Origin of the sequence: Methylobacterium sp. NFXW15, assembly GCF_049887755.1 — a bacterium.
Taxonomy (GTDB): domain Bacteria; phylum Pseudomonadota; class Alphaproteobacteria; order Rhizobiales; family Beijerinckiaceae; genus Methylobacterium.
This window is the reverse complement of sequence record NZ_JAGEKG010000011.1, coordinates 1-11,681: the sequence shown is the minus strand read 5'-3', so window position 1 is coordinate 11,681 and position 11,681 is coordinate 1. Positions and strand designations below refer to the sequence as shown.

At 66.5% G+C, this 11,681-nt stretch carries 14 protein-coding genes and 2 pseudogenes; 9 read left to right on the top strand and 7 right to left on the bottom strand.

Annotation, left to right across the window (positions count from 1 at the left end):
• Positions 1 to 31: 31 nt before the first annotated feature.
• Positions 32 to 1,282, bottom strand: a complete 1,251-nt coding sequence (locus J4O73_RS20555) for a DUF2254 domain-containing protein (protein ID WP_426220406.1) — start codon at positions 1,280 to 1,282, stop codon at positions 32 to 34.
• Between the two features lie 410 nt (positions 1,283 to 1,692).
• Here J4O73_RS20555 and J4O73_RS20550 point away from each other — a divergent pair, with 410 nt between their 5' ends.
• The 3 genes from J4O73_RS20550 to J4O73_RS20540 are packed head-to-tail and all read left to right on the top strand — an operon-like array spanning position 1,693 to position 4,630.
• On the top strand, positions 1,693 to 1,893 hold the full coding sequence (locus J4O73_RS20550; protein WP_426220404.1) for a type II toxin-antitoxin system ParD family antitoxin: 201 nt from the start codon (positions 1,693 to 1,695) through the stop codon (positions 1,891 to 1,893).
• A gap of 1 nt (position 1,894) precedes the next feature.
• Positions 1,895 to 4,243, top strand: coding sequence for an HWE histidine kinase domain-containing protein (locus J4O73_RS20545; protein ID WP_426220402.1), 2,349 nt, complete (start codon positions 1,895 to 1,897; stop codon positions 4,241 to 4,243).
• Positions 4,244 to 4,264: 21 nt separating this feature from the next.
• Positions 4,265 to 4,630 (top strand): response regulator, encoded by a 366-nt coding sequence (locus J4O73_RS20540; protein WP_426220400.1) that lies wholly within the window; start codon positions 4,265 to 4,267, stop codon positions 4,628 to 4,630.
• A gap of 249 nt (positions 4,631 to 4,879) precedes the next feature.
• Here the strand turns inward: J4O73_RS20540 and J4O73_RS20535 are convergent, their stop codons facing one another.
• The gene (locus tag J4O73_RS20535) at positions 4,880 to 5,542 is read right to left on the bottom strand and encodes a ribonuclease H family protein (protein ID WP_426220399.1); all 663 of its coding nucleotides are present in this window, start codon (positions 5,540 to 5,542) and stop codon (positions 4,880 to 4,882) included.
• Between the two features lie 296 nt (positions 5,543 to 5,838).
• Complete coding sequence (locus J4O73_RS20530) at positions 5,839 to 6,036, bottom strand: helix-turn-helix domain-containing protein (protein WP_426220397.1); 198 nt, start codon at positions 6,034 to 6,036, stop codon at positions 5,839 to 5,841.
• Positions 6,037 to 6,170: 134 nt separating this feature from the next.
• On the opposite strand from J4O73_RS20530, the pseudogene J4O73_RS20525 reads away from it, so the two are divergent.
• Positions 6,171 to 6,695, top strand: a pseudogene (locus J4O73_RS20525) (transposase).
• 72 nt (positions 6,696 to 6,767) lie between these two features.
• Here the strand turns inward: J4O73_RS20525 and J4O73_RS20520 are convergent.
• A complete protein-coding gene (locus J4O73_RS20520; RefSeq protein ID WP_426220395.1) occupies positions 6,768 to 6,995 on the bottom strand; it encodes a hypothetical protein in 228 nt (75 codons plus the stop codon).
• Between the two features lie 248 nt (positions 6,996 to 7,243).
• Here J4O73_RS20520 and J4O73_RS20515 point away from each other — a divergent pair, with 248 nt between their 5' ends.
• The 4 genes and pseudogenes from J4O73_RS20515 to J4O73_RS20500 all read left to right on the top strand — a co-directional run bounded on the left by J4O73_RS20515 (position 7,244) and on the right by J4O73_RS20500 (position 9,715).
• The gene (locus J4O73_RS20515; RefSeq protein ID WP_426220394.1) at positions 7,244 to 8,104 is read left to right on the top strand and encodes a Dps family protein; all 861 of its coding nucleotides are present in this window, start codon (positions 7,244 to 7,246) and stop codon (positions 8,102 to 8,104) included.
• A gap of 133 nt (positions 8,105 to 8,237) precedes the next feature.
• Positions 8,238 to 8,456, top strand: a complete 219-nt coding sequence (locus J4O73_RS20510; RefSeq protein ID WP_426220392.1) for a hypothetical protein — start codon at positions 8,238 to 8,240, stop codon at positions 8,454 to 8,456.
• A 34-nt stretch (positions 8,457 to 8,490) separates the two neighbouring features.
• A pseudogene (locus J4O73_RS20505) lies at positions 8,491 to 9,014 on the top strand (cytochrome b).
• A 5-nt stretch (positions 9,015 to 9,019) separates the two neighbouring features.
• A complete protein-coding gene (locus J4O73_RS20500) occupies positions 9,020 to 9,715 on the top strand; it encodes a VIT1/CCC1 transporter family protein (protein ID WP_426220390.1) in 696 nt (231 codons plus the stop codon).
• Here J4O73_RS20500 and J4O73_RS20495 read toward each other — a convergent pair whose 3' ends face one another.
• Positions 9,716 to 9,964: a hypothetical protein gene (locus J4O73_RS20495; RefSeq protein ID WP_426220388.1), complete on the bottom strand. Its 249-nt coding sequence runs from the start codon at positions 9,962 to 9,964 to the stop codon at positions 9,716 to 9,718. It lies immediately after the preceding gene.
• 358 nt (positions 9,965 to 10,322) lie between these two features.
• On the opposite strand from J4O73_RS20495, the gene J4O73_RS20490 reads away from it, so the two are divergent.
• Positions 10,323 to 10,577 carry a hypothetical protein gene (locus J4O73_RS20490; RefSeq protein ID WP_426220386.1) on the top strand — a complete coding sequence of 85 codons (255 nt, stop codon included), beginning with the start codon at positions 10,323 to 10,325 and terminating at the stop codon, positions 10,575 to 10,577.
• 143 nt (positions 10,578 to 10,720) lie between these two features.
• Here J4O73_RS20490 and J4O73_RS20485 read toward each other — a convergent pair whose 3' ends face one another.
• Both J4O73_RS20485 and J4O73_RS20480 read right to left on the bottom strand, forming a co-directional pair.
• Positions 10,721 to 11,107, bottom strand: a complete 387-nt coding sequence (locus J4O73_RS20485; protein WP_426220385.1) for a rhodanese-like domain-containing protein — start codon at positions 11,105 to 11,107, stop codon at positions 10,721 to 10,723.
• Between the two features lie 11 nt (positions 11,108 to 11,118).
• Positions 11,119 to 11,681: MBL fold metallo-hydrolase (locus J4O73_RS20480; protein WP_426220383.1), on the bottom strand; the 563-nt coding region annotated here is incomplete at its 5' end.

Genomic DNA, 11,681 nt, shown 5'->3' with positions numbered 1-11,681 from the left:
GCGATCGATGTCGAGCCACTCGGGCATGGCCTCAGCGCAGAGTCAGCACCTCAACTTTCGATTTTTCAGCCGGTAGCGCGAGGGCAACGTTCGCGTGATCCGTGACAACTTGCGATAGCTGCCGTGCGGCAATCTCAAATCGGTCCGGCGCCATTTCCACGAGTGCAGCCAATGCCTTCTGGATATGTACAGGAACCTGGATAATTCCTGCTCCCTCGCGCGCCAGCGGATGGAAGACGTCTTCCAGCAGATCGTCCGTCGAGAGTGCGGGTACGCGCACGTGCGGGTGGTCTGGTTCGGGCGCTGGTTCGCCATCGGGGATCCAAGTCGCCAGAACGCGCAGTGCCGCGCCGATCACCGCAAGGGCCGTTCCGTAGTCTGCTGCCGTAGGCGGCAAGGATTTCGACCCGATCTCGGCCAGCACCGACAGCCCGAAGCGTGGGTCCTGCTCCCAGGATCGGTCGTCTGCCACGAGGAACGCCTTGCAGACGGCCTCCCTGCTCTGAGCCGGCATCTCACGGTCGACATAGGCCAGTGGCGTCGCGAGGTGGATGAAGGCCCCGGGCAGCGCGACCACGTCCAACATCACCGCGCGGCCGTTCAGAGCCCGGGAGAGGGCCGCCATATCGATGTACTGGATATAGCCGATCCGTGCCGGAAAGACCGGTACCGGCTGTCGATGCACAGGATCGGCTGGGATACCGCCGAGATACGGCAGTTCGCGACGGGCTCGCAGCGCCTTGGTGGCAGCCTGCTCAACGAGCCGGATCGTCTCCCCGACACGCCCGAAGCTCGTAAGTTGCTGCATCCATCGCAACAGCGTGACGACGATGAAGCCAATCACGATCACGGTCGCCCCAAGCAAGAGCAGGCGACCGCCCGATCCGTAAAGGTGGGTCGATAGGGCGATGATGCCGACCACCGAGAACATGAAGGCGCCAATGAAGGTCGCGAGCGCATTGTGAGCGCGACGATCCTCACTCCACAGAGTAGTCGCACGGGGAGTGACGCCTGCGGAGGCGGAGCCCAGCGCGCTGACCAAGACAGTGAGCGAGAAGGTCGTGACGGTCAGCATGGAGGAGGCCAGAACGCTGAGCACGTTCCCTGCTGCGTCGGATCCGACGCTCAGCGCCAAGTCCTCCGGTACCAGGAACTGAAAGCGCCAAGCGAGCAGCGCGGCAACGATGCCGCCGAGGCAGTAAAGGGCAGCTTTGACCCACGCTTGTCGAAGCGCGCGGCTTAGGATGAGGCGCCAGCGAGAAATAGGACGAGGACGAGCCATAGGGCTCTCATACCCCTGATCGTGTGATTTGATGAGACCGAGGCTACCTGGGGTGAACCGGTTAGCCTCTCCGCACCATACCTCGTATGTCAGCCTCACTCGTCCGTAAGACGGTGGCAGACCGTCGCGAAAGAACCTGAGCAGACACTATCCGTTTTCGTCCCAGCACGGCCATACAGACAGCGGCTGGCGCTCCTTGGAAGCAACCGTTCACAGATCCCAGTCCGAGGTTGATGCGCGCGCGGTGCCGACCGGCGTGTCGGGCAGTCGCCGGCTCTCATGGCGTGGGACGTTGCCCTCGACTTGACCACCACCGTGTCGAGATTACCTCGATCAGGATTATCCCGTTGGCTTACTGTTCGACGTGCCGAACCTCCTTCGGTGTAGGAACAGACAGGATGGTGTAAGGGATGGGCATGTTCGCATGCAGCATCATCACCGGCTCCATCAAGCCGGAGCTGAACGCCTTCATCGCCGGCCATCTCGGCACCGGCCGTTGCGGCAATGCCAGAGAGGTCATGCATTCAGCCATGCGCCTGCTGGAGCAGAACGAGTCCCAGCTGAAGCTGTCAGAGGTTCGGCGATCCATTCGCGAGGCAGCGGAACGCTGACGTGAGCGCGCAAGAAACCCCCGTGACGGGCAGCGGGCAGGATCACACCGAGACGGCGCGTCTCGCAGCTCTTCACCGGTACGAGGTTCTCGATACGCCGCGGGAGCGCGACTTCGACGAGGTGGCCGAGCTCGCCTCCGCGATCTGCGAGACGCCTATCGCGGTCGTGAACCTGATCGGCGAGGGCCGTCAATTCTTCAAGGCGGAAGTCGGCCTCGGCGTGCTCGAGACGCCGCTCGAAAGCTCGTTCTGTGCCGCTGCCATCCTGGAAGGCGACTTCCTGCTCGTACCCGACGCCACCCGCGACGCGCGCTTCGAGTGCAACCCGCTGGTCGCCGGCGACCCCCACCTGAGATTCTACGCCGGGGCGCTCCTGAAGACCGCAGAGGGCCATGCTATCGGGACTGTCTGCGTGCTCGACTACGAGCCGCGCGACCTGACCGCCGTCCAGCAGCAGACCCTGCGCGTGCTCGCACGTCAGGTGATGACACAGCTCGAGCTGCGTCGCGCGCTCAGGGAGCGTCGGGAGGAGGCTGCGTTCATGCGCAGCGTCCTCGCCTCGTCCGCCGACTGCATCAAGGTCCTCGATCTGGACACCCGCCTGACCTTCATGACCGAGGGCGGCAAGCGCGTGATGGAGGTCAGCGACTTCAACGCCATCCAAGGCTGCCCCTGGCCGGATTTCTGGCACGGACAGGGCAACGCGGACGCCAAGGCGGCTGTCGCGACAGCCAAGGCCGGGGGCGTCGGCCGCTTCCAGGGCGGAGCCGACACCATGGCCGGCAACCCACGCTGGTGGGATGTGCAAGTCACGCCGATCCTCGACGCGCAAGGTGTTCCCGAGAAGCTGCTCTCGGTCTCACGGGACATCACGAGCCAGAAGAATGCCGAGCGCGCCGCCACAACGAGCGAAGACCGCTGGCGGAGCCTGTTCACCAGCATGCATGAGGGGTTCTTCTCCGGCGAGATCCTGCGGGACGATGCCGGTCATGCGGTCGATGTGCGTTTCCTGGAGGTCAACCCCGCCTTCGAGACCCAGTCGAGCCTGCCGGCGAACCAAACCGTGGGCAGGACCATCCGTGAGGTGATCCCGACCATTCCGCAATGGCTGATCGACATCTACGCGGGCGTGGTCGACACCGGCGAACCGGCGACGTTCGAGGTCGCCGTGCCCGCCCTCAACCGTACTTTCGAGGCGCACGGCTACAAGGAGGCGGATCAGCGCCTCGCCGTCATGTTCATCGACATCACCGAGCGCAAGCAGGCCGAGGAGCGCCGCAACGCCCTGATCGAACTCGGCGACCGGCTACGCCATGTCACCGCCAAGGCGGAGGTCGGCCCCGTCGCGGCGGACATCCTGTCGCGAACGCTTGGGCTTAGCCACGTCGGATACGGTGATGTCGACCACGTGCGCGAGACCGTCACCATCGCCGACGACCACGTCGTGGAAGGGGTCGAGAGCCTGAACGGGGTATACTCGTTCCGGAGCTACGGGTCTTACGTCGATGATCTCAAGGCCGGTCGAGCCGTGTTCATCGACGACACCGTAGACGACCCACGGACCACTGAAGGTAGCGATGCCTTGGCCACCCTAGGCGTCCGATCCATCGCCAACATCCCGCTGATGGAGCACGGCCAGTTCGTCACCCTGTTCTTCGCCCTCAAGGCTGACCCACACGTCTGGACGTCCGAGGAGCAGGCCTTCCTGCGCAACGTCGCCGACCGCACCCGGGCCGCCATCGGTCGCCTTGCGGCGGAGGAGCAGCAGCGGGTGCTCAACCAGGAACTGAGCCACCGCATGAAGAACATGCTGGCCATGGTGCTCTCTATCGCAACCCAGACCCTTAAGACGGTGCCCGACCGGGAACCGGTCGAGGCGTTCGAGAAGCGCATCCACGCCCTCTCGGCGGCGCACGATGTCCTGCTGCAGCAGGAATGGACGGCGGCCCCCCTGGACGCAGTCGCCAGCGCGGTGCTGCGCACCTTCGCCCAAACCACGCGACTCAAGGTTTCTGGGCCTCAGGTCTCGCTTGGGCCGCGCGCGACCCTATCTGTCTCTCTTCTGCTGCACGAACTCGCGACCAACGCGACGAAGTACGGGGCCCTCTCTAACGACGAGGGCCACGTTGGGGTCAGTTGGCGTGTCGATGGCGATGGCGACGAGGGTGACCTGGTGCTCGACTGGGAAGAGAGCGGTGGGCCGCCCGTGAAGGAACCCGCCAGACGCGGCTTCGGCTCGCGACTGATCCGCCTCGGATTGGTCGGAACGGGTGACGTCGACCTACGCTACCAGCCCACCGGTTTTCGGGCCGAGATGCGCGCGCCGCTCGCGCAGATCCATCAGTCCTAGTAAGCCATCATGGGACAAGCCATGCCAACGGCCTCCGCCGTGATCCTCGTGGTCGAGGACGAACCCCTGCAGCTGATGATGGCGGTCGATCTCGTCGAGACGGCGGGGTTCGACGTCGTCGAGGCGCGCAGCGCCGACGAGGCGGTCCGTATCCTGGAGAACCGTCTGGACATCCGTGTCGTGTTTACGGACATCGACATGCCCGGCGGCGTTGACGGGATGAAGCTCGCGGCCATGATCCGGGACCGTTGGCCGCCTATCGAACTGATCATCATTTCAGGTAAGCACCGCCCCACGCAGGAGGATCTTCCCGTGCGAGGTGTGTTCTTCTCCAAGCCGTACAAGCGGGACGAGGTAACCCGGACGCTGCAGCAGTTCGCAGCCTGATTGGTGCCCCTACGGCACCCTTCCGGCTCGTAGGGAGAGGACGGCCAAATATGCGAGGACGATGGCCGTTTCCCTAAACTGACCCTCCGAAACCGGACCGCCCGCTTTCTACCCCGAGGCGACCTTCATGGTAGGTCCGCCAATCAGCTGCGACTTGCCGAGGACACGTGATTTCGCGTCCTGGCGCGCGCTCAGCGCAACACCAGGATCGAAACCGAGACGGGGCGTCGCCGCGATAAGCCTTGACCCCTATTCTCGGCTCGATCGGAGGCGTGCGATCTCGTTGGGCCCCATCTCGAGGTAGAAGCGAATTGCATCTTCGACCAAAGCGTCGGGCGTGATGCCTACCGCCTTCGCTGCCCGAGTGACTTGGAGGCCAAGCGCAAGATCGACGCGCAGCTCGGCTCGCTGGCTCGGCGGCGCTGGCTTGGGGGCAATGGCAGGTACGGATGCAGCGGTGTTTCTCGACTCGAGCTTGCCAAGTTTCGCTTCGCGACGACCCCGGTGGACAAGGGCGTCGGCACGTTCATTGAGATGGTCGCCGGCATGCCCCCGGACCCAAGTCCATTTCACGTCGCGCGCTGCGTTTAGCTCGTCGAGACGTTTCATGAGGTCGACGTTCTTCACCTCACCTGTCGTCGTGCGCCAGCCTTTGGCCTTCCACCCGCGCATCCACTCGGTCACCGATTTGACGACGTACTGGCTGTCGCACCGCATCTCGATCGCCGCCCCCGGCGAGAAATGCTCGAGACCCTTAATCGCGGCGGTCAACTCCATGCGGTTATTGGTGGTGCCACCGGGCTCTCCCCCGCACAGCTCAACCATCCCGTCGGGAGTTGCGATGACAACCCCCCAACCACCCGGCCCCGGATTTGGGTCGCAACCCCCATCGGCATAAACGATCGTTCGCATTGCGGCGTCGGGCCTTTCGTATGGGTCGGCGGTGGAAGCCCGCCCTCAATGCCCGAGAATGGCTGACAGATGGTATCCCGGTCCCAGGCGCGGAGAGCGGCAGCGGGAGGGTATCGCCAAGGAAGGCGGCGCGCCCATAGCATCGCAAGCCCGCCGCCAGGGCCTAGGCGGCAAAGATTGAGGCCCTGTCCAAAAGGGGTTGAGCATGGGGGCCATCGCCTCTGGGCTCGGGATCGGCTTAGTGACGTTGTATGTAATATCCTTAGCCTTTGGTTGCAGTACTGGGTTTTGGCAGTTCAGCTCGGCTTGCCTCTCGTGCAAGACTCGACAAACGCCTGTAGATCAGACTGGTGAACCAGCCAATGCTCTCGCTCGGTCCCGCAGTTGTTATTCACATGAGCGATCTCACCTGCATTGACGTGAATTCTGAATGTCTTTGTGCAGACGACAAGGATCTCAGCCGTTTCCACGGGTGAGAGGAGCTTTGAGACCATTACGGCATCGCACGCCCTGTTCCATCCTTGTTGCACGGACCAGCCTACCTCCAGTCGTCAGCCATTGTGAAACCACGCCCCGCATTGCAGCGTATTGCGAGCGCCAAGCGACGTGTTTCGGTCTGGGGGTGACGATGGCAAACCTGATCTGGCGTCGGACGAGCGATGGGCGGTGATCGAGCCGTTCATGCCCAGGGACCAGCCCGGACCGGAAGGACGACCGGTCGATCATCTCGGGCATCCTGCACGTTCTCACGTCGGGACGTTGCTGGCGCGACTGCCCAGCCGCGTATGGCCCTCGCACCACGGTCTACAACCGCGTCAACCGCTTGTCGCGGCGCGGCTTCTGGAAGGCGATGCTGACGGCCCTGGCCGAGGCGCCCGGCTGGATCCGCCGCTTGAGTGCCGACAAAGGCTACGATGCCGACTGGCTGCGCACCGATCTCCGCAACAGCAGGGTCACGCCGATCATCCCCGGCAAACGCGGGCGCAAGCGCCGGATCCTCCATGACAGGTCCCGCTATCGAGAGCGATGGCGCCTTGAGGCGATGTTCGACCGCCTCAAGGACTTCCGTCGCATCGCCACCCGCTACGACAAGCTCGCCCGCAACTACGCCTCAGCTTTCGCTCTGGCCGCCATCGTCGCGTTCTGGTGCTGATCGAGTCCTGACCCTAGGCGTCGTGCCCATCGCCGTGGGGAGCACCATAGCCACGATGGCTGGATGCAGACCTCAGGCCGGGTCGAGTTCGTGAACCAGCGTCGAGAGGTAGAGGGCGATCCGCCGGCTCGCCGCCGGGTCGGGGGCCGCGACCGAGAAGCCCACGTCGAGGATGTCGTCGCCGTACCGCCTCATCACCGACTCGGCCATCAACGCCACCTCGCGCTCCGCCCGTGCCGTCAGGACCCGGCGTCCGTCACGGGTGGCCAGCCGCACCTCGTAGCGCCGCCTGGACATCACCGGTTCGCCCCCTCCCAAGAAGCCGCCCGGCAGTGCGCCTGACGATGCGGCCGAGCAACGAGCGGCCTTCGAAAACCGATCCGATACTGCCTCAGGAGGTGCCCGAGACCGCCCTCGGCCGCAAGCGGGGCGGGAATCTCCGGTTCGTAAATTCGGGTTCATTCAGGAACGGGCTGGGTGCCCCGCTTGTCCCTGATTGAGCTCACCGCCCGAAGGCGTGCTGGGCCACCCTGTTCCAAAGGCTTTCGATGACCCGTCCGATCCACGCCCTTGCGGCCACGCTCCTGCTGGCCTCGACGGCGCTTTCCCCGGCCCTGGCCCGCGAGGCCGCCCCGGCCGCCTCAAGCCCCGCGAAGGCCGCCGCCCCGTCCGCCACCCAGATCCTGGCGCGCATGCAGGTCGCCCAGGAGACCACGGCGACGCCGCCCGCGGCTTCCCAGCCCTCCGGCACGAAGACCGACGGCGTGCGCCAGTCCTCGCAGACCCAGGTGAGCAGCCGCCAGCCGACCGGCGCATTCCCGACGAACGAGGTCAGCCGTCAGCCGGTCATCGACCTGGGCGCCGGCGAGGACGGCATGAAGAAGGACGTCGCCGCGCTTCAGCAGACCCTGACCGAGTTGCAGCAGCTCCAGTTGCAGACTAAGCAGGCCCACTGGAACGCGTCGGGCACCCTGTACTACCCGTTGCACCTCCTGTTGCAGGAGCACTACGAGGGGCTGTCGAAATACGCCGACACCATCGCCGAGCGCCTGCTGGCCATCGGTGTCTCGGCCGACGGGCGCGCCAACACCATCGTGAAGACCTCGGGCGTGCCGGAAATTCCCGGTGGCTTCCTAGACGATGCGCAGATCCTCGTGTGGTTCACCAACGCCTACAAGCGCGTCGGTGAGGAGGTGCACGCGGCGATCAAGACGACCGAGGACGTCGATCCCACTACCTCGAACCTGCTGCAGGAGGTCGAGCACGGCATCGCCAAGTACCAGTGGCAGATGCGCGCCCAGCTCCAGCGGACGCACACCGACCCGAACACCGGCTGGGACCTGAACGACAACAAGCCGGTCGATCTGCAGGGGCAGCAGGCCCCGGCCCAGGCACCCGCCAAGCCCTGACGCGGGCGGACCCCGTGCCGCGAGGCGCGGGGTCTCCCTTGACCAGGGCGCAGTTTATATTAATTCTAAACAGGCGATGACCCCACGGGATCGAACGGCGCCCCAGCCTCCCTCGACGCCCGGCCAGCGAGCCATGCTGCTCCGGCTCGACCGGGAGGGGCCGCTCGTGTCCCTCAAGCCGTGGGAGATGCGCACCGTCCGGTCCCTGCGGGAGCGGGGGCTGATCCGGCCGAGGCTATCGAGCCGGGACCCCGAGGGGCTCTGGTTCATCAGTGCCAAGGGCAGGCGGGCCATCGACACGGTGCGTCCGGTCGGCGGCGACCGTCATCCCCCGGCAGCATCACCGGCGTAGGCAGGACCCCGACCATGGCAGCACCGGAGACACGATGCGCGCGACGGCGCAGTACGACGGCGGCACCATCGCCCTGCACTGGCTTACCGCCATGCTCGTGCTCGGCTTATGGCTGGTCGGAACCTTCCTCGAAGACATCGTCCCAAAGGTCGGGCTTCGCTCCGGCATCTGGTCGGCCCACTTCGACTCGGTTTCGTCCTCACCGGCCTGATGGTCGCCTTCCTCGTCTGGCGGCGGACTAAGGGCCGCGACCTGCCGGTCGAGGATCCAGGGCCGCTCCATCGCCTGGCCAAGGCGACCCATGCGGCCCTCTACGTCCTGCTGATCGTCATCGTCGGCCTGGGCATCGCCAACGCCTTCGTCCGCGGCGTCTCCCTCGGCCCGGTCAGCCTGCCGCAACTCGGCGATCCCGCGTGGCGGCGCTCTCTGACACACTGGCACGGGCTCGCCGCGAACATCCTGTTGGCGCTTGCCCTGTTCCACGCGGTCGCCGCACTCGTTCACCATTACCTCTGGCACGACGCCGTCCTGCGCCGCATGCTGCCCCGGAGATCCTGACGACCATGCGACCCGTCCATCGCGAGCGGCACCTCATCGACCGCGTCGGCTGGCTGCGCGCCGCCGTGCTCGGCGCCAACGACGGCCTCGTCTCCACCGCCAGCCTGATCGTCGGCGTGGCGGCCTCGGCCGCCCAGACCAGCGAGATCCTTGTCGCAGGAAGTGCCGGCCTCGTCGCCGGTGCGATGTCGATGGCGGCCGGTGAGTATGTCTCGGTGAGCTCCCAGGCCGATACCGAGCAGGCCGACCTCGCCCGCGAGCGCCAGGAACTCGCCGACGACCCGGGCGCTGAGCGCGAGGAACTGGCGCGGATCTACGTCGAGCGCGGCCTCGACCATGCGCTCGCCCTTCAGGTCGCCGAGCAACTCATGGCCAAGGACGCGCTCGGTGCCCACGCCCGGGACGAACTCGGCATTTCGGAGGCCACGACGGCCCGGCCGGTCCAGGCGGCGCTGACCTCGGCGGCGACCTTTTCGGCCGGCGCGGCGCTGCCGCTGGCGACAGCGGCGCTCTCACCCGGCAACCTCGCGGTCTACACGGTGTCGGGTGCCTCGTTGGTGTTCCTGGCCGTGCTCGGGGCGCTCGGCGCCAAGGCGGGAGGGGCCCCCATCGCCCGGGCCACGGCGCGGGTAACCTTCTGGGGCGTGCTGGCCATGGCCGTCACCGCCGGCATCGGAAGCCTGGTCGGCAAGGCAGTCTGATCACGGCTTCGGGTCGTGGCAGTGCATCTTCGGCGGGGCGGTCCCACAATCGAGTGAACAAGTCTGCTCGGGCCGACAGAACCACTGCAAGGCGCCGGTCTTCAGGCACGAGCCCGAGCAGTGCCGGTGGGCGGCGTTCGTCGGCTCGACGAAGGTCGGGTCCGCATCGGGCGAACGTACCGATTGCTGCGCCTCGGCGACGGAAAGGGTTGCGGCAAGGGCAAGCGCGGCGAGCACCGTGCGGATCATCGACGTCAGGTCTCCCGGTTAGCTGGCGAAATGAGTGCCGAATGACGGCGGCCAGTTTCACGGGGGAGTTCGGACCGGCGGGCCACCCGTCCCGGAGTCAACGGCAACTCCGTCCGACAATCCGAAAGCCGCCGCGCTCCCTCGTCAGTCGAAGGCGCGGGTCCTCATGTTATCAGCCTTGCTGGTCGCGCCCGGCGTTATCCGTGCGTCATTCGCGCCCTTAAGCATGCCCCGTGACGTGCAATCCCAGTGGGGAACGGCTCCCTGAGCTGAGCCGTTCACCGATTGCTGCCCACTCATTGGGGTGGAGCAAGCCGCCGGCGTTGACCGGCACGCCAAAACCTGGAGAGGAACGCCCATGAGGAAGACCCTGCTCGTCGCCGCCGTCCTGGCTGCCTTCGGCGCGGCCGGCGCCGCGACCTCCGCCTCGGCCGCGCCCGGCCTGCCCGGCGCGGTGAGCGCCCCGTCGGACGTGGTCTCCGTCCGCATGGACCGGATGCACGGCCACCATCACCACCGGATGATGCGCCATCACCGTCACGGCCACATGATGCGGCACCATCATCACCGCGGGCACATGATGCGGCACATGCACCGCCACCATCGCATGTAAGCCGGCGCGGCGCGGTCGAGATTTCGACCGCGCCTCGTTCGCGCAGAGCGACATGGCGTCGGCGATGGGCGATGTCTCATTTACGGATCATGGTCTCCAAGGGACGGCGCGCCACGCCCGGCGACGGGTGCAGCCTGACGCCTTCAGGCGGGCTCGACGGTCGCTCCGGCCTTCGCCAGCGCAGGGAAGCCGCCCGCGACATGGGCGACCGGGCCGAGGCCCATGTCATTCAGGGTCTTAGCGGCCAGGGCCGAGCGGTTGCCGGAGCCGCAGTAGAGCACGAGGCGTTTGCCCCCGCCGAGCTCGGTCCGGTGGGTCGGGCTCGCGAGGTCGGCCTGGAACTCCAAGAACCCGCGGGGGACGTGGACGGCGCCGGCGATCCTGCCGGTCTTGGCCAACTCCTCCCCTTCGCGCACGTCGACGAGCACCGTGTCCGGCTGGCCGACACGTGCCAGCGCCTCCTCGGCCGACAGGGTCTCCACCTCCCGGTTGGCCTGGGCCACCAAGTCCTTCGCGCTGATCTTTGCCATGGTGACCTCCGTCATTCGCCCCACGCCGCGCCGTCGAGGGCGTCGAGCGGGATCTTCAGGTAGCGGCGTCCGTTCGCCTCGGGCTTGGGCAGGCGCCCGCCGCGGATGTTCACCTGCAGGGAATGCAGGATGAGCTTCGGCATCGGCAGTTCGCGGTCGCGGGCCTCGCGCATCGCCACGAACGCCTCCTCGGTCGGGGTCTCGACGAGGTGCGGGTTCTCAGCCCGTTGCCGGGCGACGGTGCTCTCCCAGGCCGCCGCCCGGCCGCCCGGGCGGTAGTCGTGCCCGGTGAACAGCCGCGTGTCGTCCGGCAGGGCCATGATGCGCCGGATGCTGCGCCACAACGCGTGCGCATTGCCGCCCGGGAAGTCCGCCCGCGCCGAGCCGCTGTCGGGCATGAACAGGGTGTCGTGGATGAAGGCGGCGTCGCCGATCCGATAGGCAATAGAGGCCATGGTGTGGCCCGGCGTGAACATGACCTCGACGTCGAGGTCGCCGACCCGGAAGCGCTCGCCGTCGGCGAAGAGCCGGGACCACTGCGAACCGTCCGTGCGGAACGTCTCCGGCAGGTTGT

What these genes read in the sequence shown, in the direction of transcription:
- J4O73_RS20555 (WP_426220406.1), bottom strand. Translation starts at nt 1,282, where the DNA reads ATGGCTCGTCCTCGTCCTATTTCTCGCTGGCGCCTCATCCTAAGCCGC.
- J4O73_RS20550 (WP_426220404.1), top strand. Translation starts at nt 1,693, where the DNA reads ATGGGCATGTTCGCATGCAGCATCATCACCGGCTCCATCAAGCCGGAG.
- J4O73_RS20540 (WP_426220400.1), top strand. Translation starts at nt 4,265, where the DNA reads ATGCCAACGGCCTCCGCCGTGATCCTCGTGGTCGAGGACGAACCCCTG.
- J4O73_RS20535 (WP_426220399.1), bottom strand. Translation starts at nt 5,542, where the DNA reads ATGCGAACGATCGTTTATGCCGATGGGGGTTGCGACCCAAATCCGGGG.
- J4O73_RS20530 (WP_426220397.1), bottom strand. Translation starts at nt 6,036, where the DNA reads ATGGTCTCAAAGCTCCTCTCACCCGTGGAAACGGCTGAGATCCTTGTC.
- J4O73_RS20515 (WP_426220394.1), top strand. Translation starts at nt 7,244, where the DNA reads ATGACCCGTCCGATCCACGCCCTTGCGGCCACGCTCCTGCTGGCCTCG.
- J4O73_RS20510 (WP_426220392.1), top strand. Translation starts at nt 8,238, where the DNA reads ATGCTGCTCCGGCTCGACCGGGAGGGGCCGCTCGTGTCCCTCAAGCCG.
- J4O73_RS20500 (WP_426220390.1), top strand. Translation starts at nt 9,020, where the DNA reads ATGCGACCCGTCCATCGCGAGCGGCACCTCATCGACCGCGTCGGCTGG.
- J4O73_RS20495 (WP_426220388.1), bottom strand. Translation starts at nt 9,964, where the DNA reads ATGATCCGCACGGTGCTCGCCGCGCTTGCCCTTGCCGCAACCCTTTCC.
- J4O73_RS20490 (WP_426220386.1), top strand. Translation starts at nt 10,323, where the DNA reads ATGAGGAAGACCCTGCTCGTCGCCGCCGTCCTGGCTGCCTTCGGCGCG.
- J4O73_RS20485 (WP_426220385.1), bottom strand. Translation starts at nt 11,107, where the DNA reads ATGGCAAAGATCAGCGCGAAGGACTTGGTGGCCCAGGCCAACCGGGAG.